Below are 5,642 nucleotides of genomic sequence, written 5' to 3' on the forward strand. Positions count from 1 at the left end.
CCTCAAGCTGGGCAAGCAGGGCTCGACCCTCGCCGGTGTGATGGACGCCTTCTCGATCGGCATCTCGCTGGCGCTGCAGCACGGTGTGCCGCTGGAGACCTACATCTCCAAGTTCACCAACATGCGCTTCGAGCCGGCCGGTATGACGGACGACCCGGACGTGCGGATGGCGCAGTCGATCGTCGACTACATCTTCCGCCGCCTGGCGCTCGACTTCCTGCCGTTCGAGACGCGCTCCGCGCTCGGCATCCACTCGGCCGAGGAGCGTCAGCGTCACCTCGACACCGGTTCGTACGAGCCCGCCTTCGCGGAGGACGAGATGGACGCCGAGAGCCTGGCGCAGTCCGCTCCCGTGCAGGTCCAGCCGCTGAAGGCGGTCGCCTCGCCCGAGGGGAGCGCCGCCGAGAAGGAGACGCCCAGGACGGCGCACACCTCGGCCGAGCTGGTCGAGATGCAGCTCGGCATCAGCGCGGACGCACCGCTGTGCTTCTCGTGCGGTACGAAGATGCAGCGCGCCGGTTCCTGCTACATCTGCGAGGGCTGCGGCTCGACCAGCGGGTGCAGCTGACTCCCCGGAGTCATCCGGTCCGACCGGAACTCGACGCATCCGCTGAGGTCTTGGTGATGCCGGGTTCGTGAGGAGGCCCGACCTTTCGGTCGGGCCTCCTCGCTGTTGCCGTAGGCCCTCACATGCTATTTTCCGGATCAACCGATGCTTAACAGGTTGATTCAGAATCTGTGGCTTGACCTCGGGCTCACCGCAGCACAAGGCGGCCGCCTCCACCGGGCAGACGTCGCTCCTGATAGAACTGCGCCATGAGTTCGAACGACGACCGGATCGCTCAAGCCGAGCGCCATTTCGGAGTCCGCTTTCCCCAGGACTACCGGGACTTCATGGGAACTACAGGGAGTCTGAGCCGGTCCCTTCCTCCCGCAGACGACTTCCTGGTGATCAACGCGCTGGCTGAGCTCATCAGCAACAATGCTGCTGGTGAATTCCAGAAACGCTTTCCCGGTGCTGTCGTCATCGGTGGCGACGGGAGCCGCGAGCTGCTTGCCTACGACTTCCGTCAGGACACCCCACCGCTGGTGACCCTCGACGTCTCCGCGGAAGACTGGTCATCCGCCATCCACCAGGCGACGTCCCTCTCCGCCCTGCTGGAGCAGTTCCCCCACACCGGATGGAAGTGGGACGACACCGGTCTCCCGGCCTCCTGACCACCGCGTCACGAACTGTGGGCGCAGAACCCGCGAACCCGTGAACACGGCCACCCCGCCGCCTGGGTCGAGTCGAACTCGGCGCACTCATGACTCCCGGCAGGTCCAGGTGGCAACGGGCGGAGTCGCATCGGACGAGACATCCGGCGCGGTCCCCGCAGCTGGCCGACCTCCCCGCCGGGCTGCGCCTGGAGCGCGCGGATGTCCTCGACGACCACGTCGCGCACCACGGCGGTGTTCCAGTCCGCCCGGTCCAGTGTTCCGGAGAAGACGAACTTCGGCATGTTCCGCCGGATCTCCGAGAATTCAGCCACCACGGGTGGGTTCGACGGGTCACTGTCCGCAGTCGGCCGGAAACCGGCCATCAATTCGTAGGTGACCCGCCCGTCCGGGAAGGCGCTCACCGTGCCCATCTGCTCATCGAAATTCCGGTGCACCTCCTCGTCGGCGAGGTGCCGGCCGAGATCCCGGTCCGGCCCCTCGAAGAAACCGTCGAGAGAGACCGGCATCATCAGAACGACCTTTTCATGCGTTCTCGTGCAGGCCGGGGGGTCGCAGCCCTGCCGGTCATCAGCCTGATCGGCTTCCCATCACCGCGGTGAACGAACCAGGATCGCCGTCGAATCCGCGGACGGTTCCGTTGAAGCCCCAGGATCCCGAGGAGTCCCGGACGAATTCGGCGACGACCGCGGCGGTGGCGGCGGCCACCGAGGAGAAGTCGTCCTCCGCCAGAATCGTGTATCCCTCGCGGATCTGCACGGCCGTGTGCTCTATCCGGCCGAAGGTCTTGCGTCCGTCGCGCTGCTGGATGGCCACGCCGACCACGGCCCTGGCATAGGCGCCGGACAGCCGGCTCAGTTCGAGCGTCATGACCTCGTCGAAACCGAAACCCTGCCCCGTGCGGCTGTCCCGGTTGAGCGTGATCGTCCCGTCAGGTGACCTGCTGTCGAAGTGCACGAGGTAGGCGGGGCTGCCGTAGGGCGCGTCCTTCCCGTACACGGCCGCGATGATGTCCAGGTCGTTGGCGGGCTCGCCGGTGGCGCTGGGGTCCCACTTGACCCTCACTTCTACCTTCTCGATGTCCTTGTTGGGAGTACTCACCGAACGTGCCTCCTCGCTGCTGGACCGACGGACCTCTTTCATCCTCAGATCATGTCCGTAACTGTCCGTGGATCCAACCGCGTTGGATCCGGACGTCGTATTCGGGCCAGTCGCACGGCCCGGTTCGCGCGGGTCCCCGCAGGTCATCGCCGCTGGTCCGCCCGGAGCGTGACCCGCGCCACGCCGGGCGCCGTACGATGGCGCGGTGCTGGTCAAGTGGATTCGCTGCACCGTGGTGGACCGCCGCGGTTTCGAGCGGGGGCAGCGGACATGGGCGGGGCTGCTCGGTGAGCCGGGATTCCGGGGACAGGGCGGCGGATGGAGCCGAGGACAGCCCGAAGTCGCCCATGTGTTCGCGTTCTGGGAGAACCGGGTCTTCTACGACTCCTTCATGGCCCGGGGCCACGAGCGGCTGGCCGCCGCGCAGTCGGGCATGTACAAGGACCTGCGGGTCAAGCTCTTCGAGTACCGCTTCGACGTGAAGACCGGTTTCGTGCCGGAATTCACCGACGCCGACGTGGTCCGGGTCGCGCACAGCAGGGTGTACGAGGATCGTGCCGACCACTTCACGCTCATGCAGCAACAGGTGTGGAACCCGGCCATGGCGGGGTCCCCCGGGATGCTGCGCGGAGTCTTCGGGGAGGCCCCGGGGCATGAGTTCCTGGTGCTGTCGATGTGGCAGTCGAGCGCCGAACGCGGCAAGTACCGGCCCGAGAGCATCGCCCGGCTCGCGGCGCGGGCGGGTACCGAGAAGGACGTGGAGGAGCTCACGGGGGATGTGGTGCAGCTCGAGCCGACGTGGACGGTGTGACGCGTGCCCTCGCCGGCGCGAGGGGTCGGGAAGGGCGCCCTCGCCGACGCGGACGGCAGGTGACACGCCCCCTCGCCGGCGCGGACGGTCCGGCGGCGTCGGTATCCGGGCGACCCGCCCCGGCCCACGCCCGTACCGGCGTTCCCTTGGTCACATACGCCCGCAGGAGCCCGCACGACTGCTCGATCGCGCCGGACGGCATCTAGGGTCGGTGCATGGCACGACCGCAGCGCATCGTTCTAGTCCGTCACGGTGAGTCCGAAGGGAATTCCGACGACTCGGTCTACGAACGTGAGCCCGACCACGCGCTCAGGCTCACGGCGAAGGGCCGGCGTCAGGCGGCGGCGACCGGCTCCCGGCTGCGTGAGACGTTCGGTGACGAGCGTGTCAGCGTCTACATCTCGCCCTACCGGCGCACCCACGAGACGTTCATGGCGTTCGGTCTCGCACCGGAACGCGTGCGTGTCAGGGAAGAGCCCCGGCTGCGTGAGCAGGACTGGGGGAACTGGCAGGACCGGGACGACGTCAGGCTGCAGAAGGCCTACCGGGACGCGTACGGGCACTTCTTCTACCGCTTCGCGCAGGGCGAGTCCGGTGCCGACGTGTACGACCGGGTCGACGCGTTCCTGGAGAGCCTCCACCGCAGCTTCGAAGCTGCGGACCACCCGCCGAACGTGCTGCTGGTCACCCATGGGCTGACCATGAGGCTCTTCTGCATGCGCTGGTTCCACTGGTCGGTGGCGGAGTTCGAGTCGCTGTCCAATCCCGGGAACGGCGAAACCAGGACGCTGCTGCTCGGTGAGGACGGCCGCTATACGCTCGACCGGCCCTTCGAGCAGTGGCGCACCCCTGAGTCGTACGGCATCACCGGATAGAGTGGCAGAGCGATGACCGCTGATTCCGCTTCCGACCGCTTCGAACGCGCTCTGGCCAGCCTGCGTGGACTGTCCGTGGGAGATGCCCTCGGCTCCCAGTTCTTCGTCCCGGCCCATTATCCGCTGCTCAAGGACCGGGCCCTGCCGCCCGCCGACTGGCAGTGGACCGACGACACCGAGATGGCCTGCTCCGTACTCGCCGTGCTGGCCGCCCATGAGCGCATCGACCAGGACGCGCTCGCCCACTCCTTCGCCCGGCACCACGACTTCGACCGGGGCTACGGGCCCGCGGTGAACCGGCTGCTCAGGCTGGTGCGGGAGGGCGGCGACTGGCGGGAGCTGGCTTCCGCCCTCTTCCAGGGCCAGGGTTCCTGGGGGAACGGTTCGGCGATGCGCATCGCACCGCTGGGCGCCTGGTACGCGCACGACCCGGAACAGGCCACCCACCAGGCCGAGATCTCTTCATACACCACCCATCAGCACCGCGAAGCCGTCGTGGGGGCCATGGCCGTCGCAGCGGCGGCCGCTCTCGTCGCCGCGCCGGGAGGGCCGCCGACGCCGGAAGGCCTGCTCGACGGTGTCGTCGCCCTCGTACCGCGCAGCGCGGTCGGTGCCGGGCTGCGCAGGGCGCGCGACATGCTCGACTACCGGGACGCGGGTACGGTCGCGGCGGTGCTCGGCAACGGCCGCCGCACGAGTGCGCACGACACGGTGCCGTTCGCCCTCTGGTCGGCGGCTCGGAGCCTCGGCGACTTCGAACAGGCCTTCTGGGTGACGGCGCAGGCGGGCGGTGACGTGGACACCACCTGCGCCATCGTCGGCGGAATCGTCGCCGCGGAGCGGGCCGGCGCCCCTCCGGCCGACTGGCTGGCCCGGACGGAGCCGCTGCCCGACTGGGTCCCTCCCGCTCCGGCGCGCCGCTGACCGTCCGCCCCGGCCGACGGGGGGCGGGCCGTCCGGCCCGGGCCGGCGGCCCGGCGGGGCATGGCCGCGGCCCGGCGATTTCACTGTCACGGTCCTGCCACAGCAGTGACCCCGATCGGTCGAACAGCCCCGGCGGGACTTACTCTTTCGGCCACGCCGCCCTCATCGATCTTGGCGGGCGTGCACCTAGAGACGCCGGGGCCGTCGCGCCGCGATGTGGCCGTGCGAGCGGGCCCCGGTGGGGGAGGGGTCCCAATGCCCGATCGCTCGTCCGATGCGTCCAGACGCCCCGAGACGTCACCGGAGCCCGGCGCGGCGTCCGAAGCCGCGTTCGGTGCCGTGCCCGGCCCGGTGAGTGAGCCGGTGAGTGAGCCGGCACCAGAAGGTCCCGGCCGCGTGAAGACGCCGGCAGGGAAGCCGGCGCGGGCCTCCACCCCGGTACCGCCGCGGAACGCCGGTCCGGACGCCCCGAAGGTGCCTGCCCACCTCCAGGCGCCGCCACGGGCGGATACCCGGCAGCGCCCGGGCCGGCAGCCTTCCCCCGGCCCGCTTTCCCAGTTGCGTCCTCCGTCCCCGCCCGCGATCGGCCCGGAGACCCTCTGGTCGGTCTTCGCCACAGCCCTGCTCAGCGCCCTGCTGCTCGGCGAGGGCCTGGGGATCAACCTGCTGATCGTGGCTGTGCCCGCCGCCCTGGGGGCCTTCTTCGCCGCCCG

At 69.5% G+C, this 5,642-nt stretch carries 6 protein-coding genes and 1 pseudogene; 5 read left to right on the top strand and 2 right to left on the bottom strand.

Annotation, left to right across the window (positions count from 1 at the left end; genetic code table 11):
* Together VN520_RS16300 and VN520_RS16305 are read left to right on the top strand one after the other, a co-directional pair.
* A pseudogene (locus VN520_RS16300) lies at positions 1-568 on the top strand (vitamin B12-dependent ribonucleotide reductase); the annotation flags it as partial.
* Between the two features lie 248 nt (positions 569-816).
* Positions 817-1,218, top strand: coding sequence for an SMI1/KNR4 family protein (locus VN520_RS16305; RefSeq protein WP_325747645.1), 402 nt, complete (start codon positions 817-819; stop codon positions 1,216-1,218).
* An 8-nt stretch (positions 1,219-1,226) separates the two neighbouring features.
* On the opposite strand, the gene VN520_RS16310 is transcribed toward VN520_RS16305, so the two are convergent.
* Positions 1,227-1,730 (bottom strand): hypothetical protein, encoded by a 504-nt coding sequence (locus tag VN520_RS16310; protein ID WP_325747646.1) that lies wholly within the window; start codon positions 1,728-1,730, stop codon positions 1,227-1,229.
* Between the two features lie 58 nt (positions 1,731-1,788).
* Positions 1,789-2,319 carry a TerD family protein gene (locus VN520_RS16315; RefSeq protein ID WP_325747647.1) on the bottom strand — a complete coding sequence of 177 codons (531 nt, stop codon included), beginning with the start codon at positions 2,317-2,319 and terminating at the stop codon, positions 1,789-1,791.
* A 205-nt stretch (positions 2,320-2,524) separates the two neighbouring features.
* Here VN520_RS16315 and VN520_RS16320 point away from each other — a divergent pair, with 205 nt between their 5' ends.
* From VN520_RS16320 to VN520_RS16330, 3 genes are all read left to right on the top strand, one after another.
* Positions 2,525-3,130 (top strand): YdbC family protein, encoded by a 606-nt coding sequence (locus VN520_RS16320; RefSeq protein ID WP_325747648.1) that lies wholly within the window; start codon positions 2,525-2,527, stop codon positions 3,128-3,130.
* A 215-nt stretch (positions 3,131-3,345) separates the two neighbouring features.
* A complete protein-coding gene (locus tag VN520_RS16325) occupies positions 3,346-4,005 on the top strand; it encodes a histidine phosphatase family protein (protein WP_325747649.1) in 660 nt (219 codons plus the stop codon).
* 12 nt (positions 4,006-4,017) lie between these two features.
* Positions 4,018-4,929 carry an ADP-ribosylglycohydrolase family protein gene (locus tag VN520_RS16330; protein WP_325747650.1) on the top strand — a complete coding sequence of 304 codons (912 nt, stop codon included), beginning with the start codon at positions 4,018-4,020 and terminating at the stop codon, positions 4,927-4,929.
* Positions 4,930-5,642: the final 713 nt, after the last annotated feature.

This window comes from Streptomyces sp. (assembly GCF_035563135.1).
In the GTDB taxonomy this organism is placed as follows: domain Bacteria; phylum Actinomycetota; class Actinomycetes; order Streptomycetales; family Streptomycetaceae; genus Streptomyces.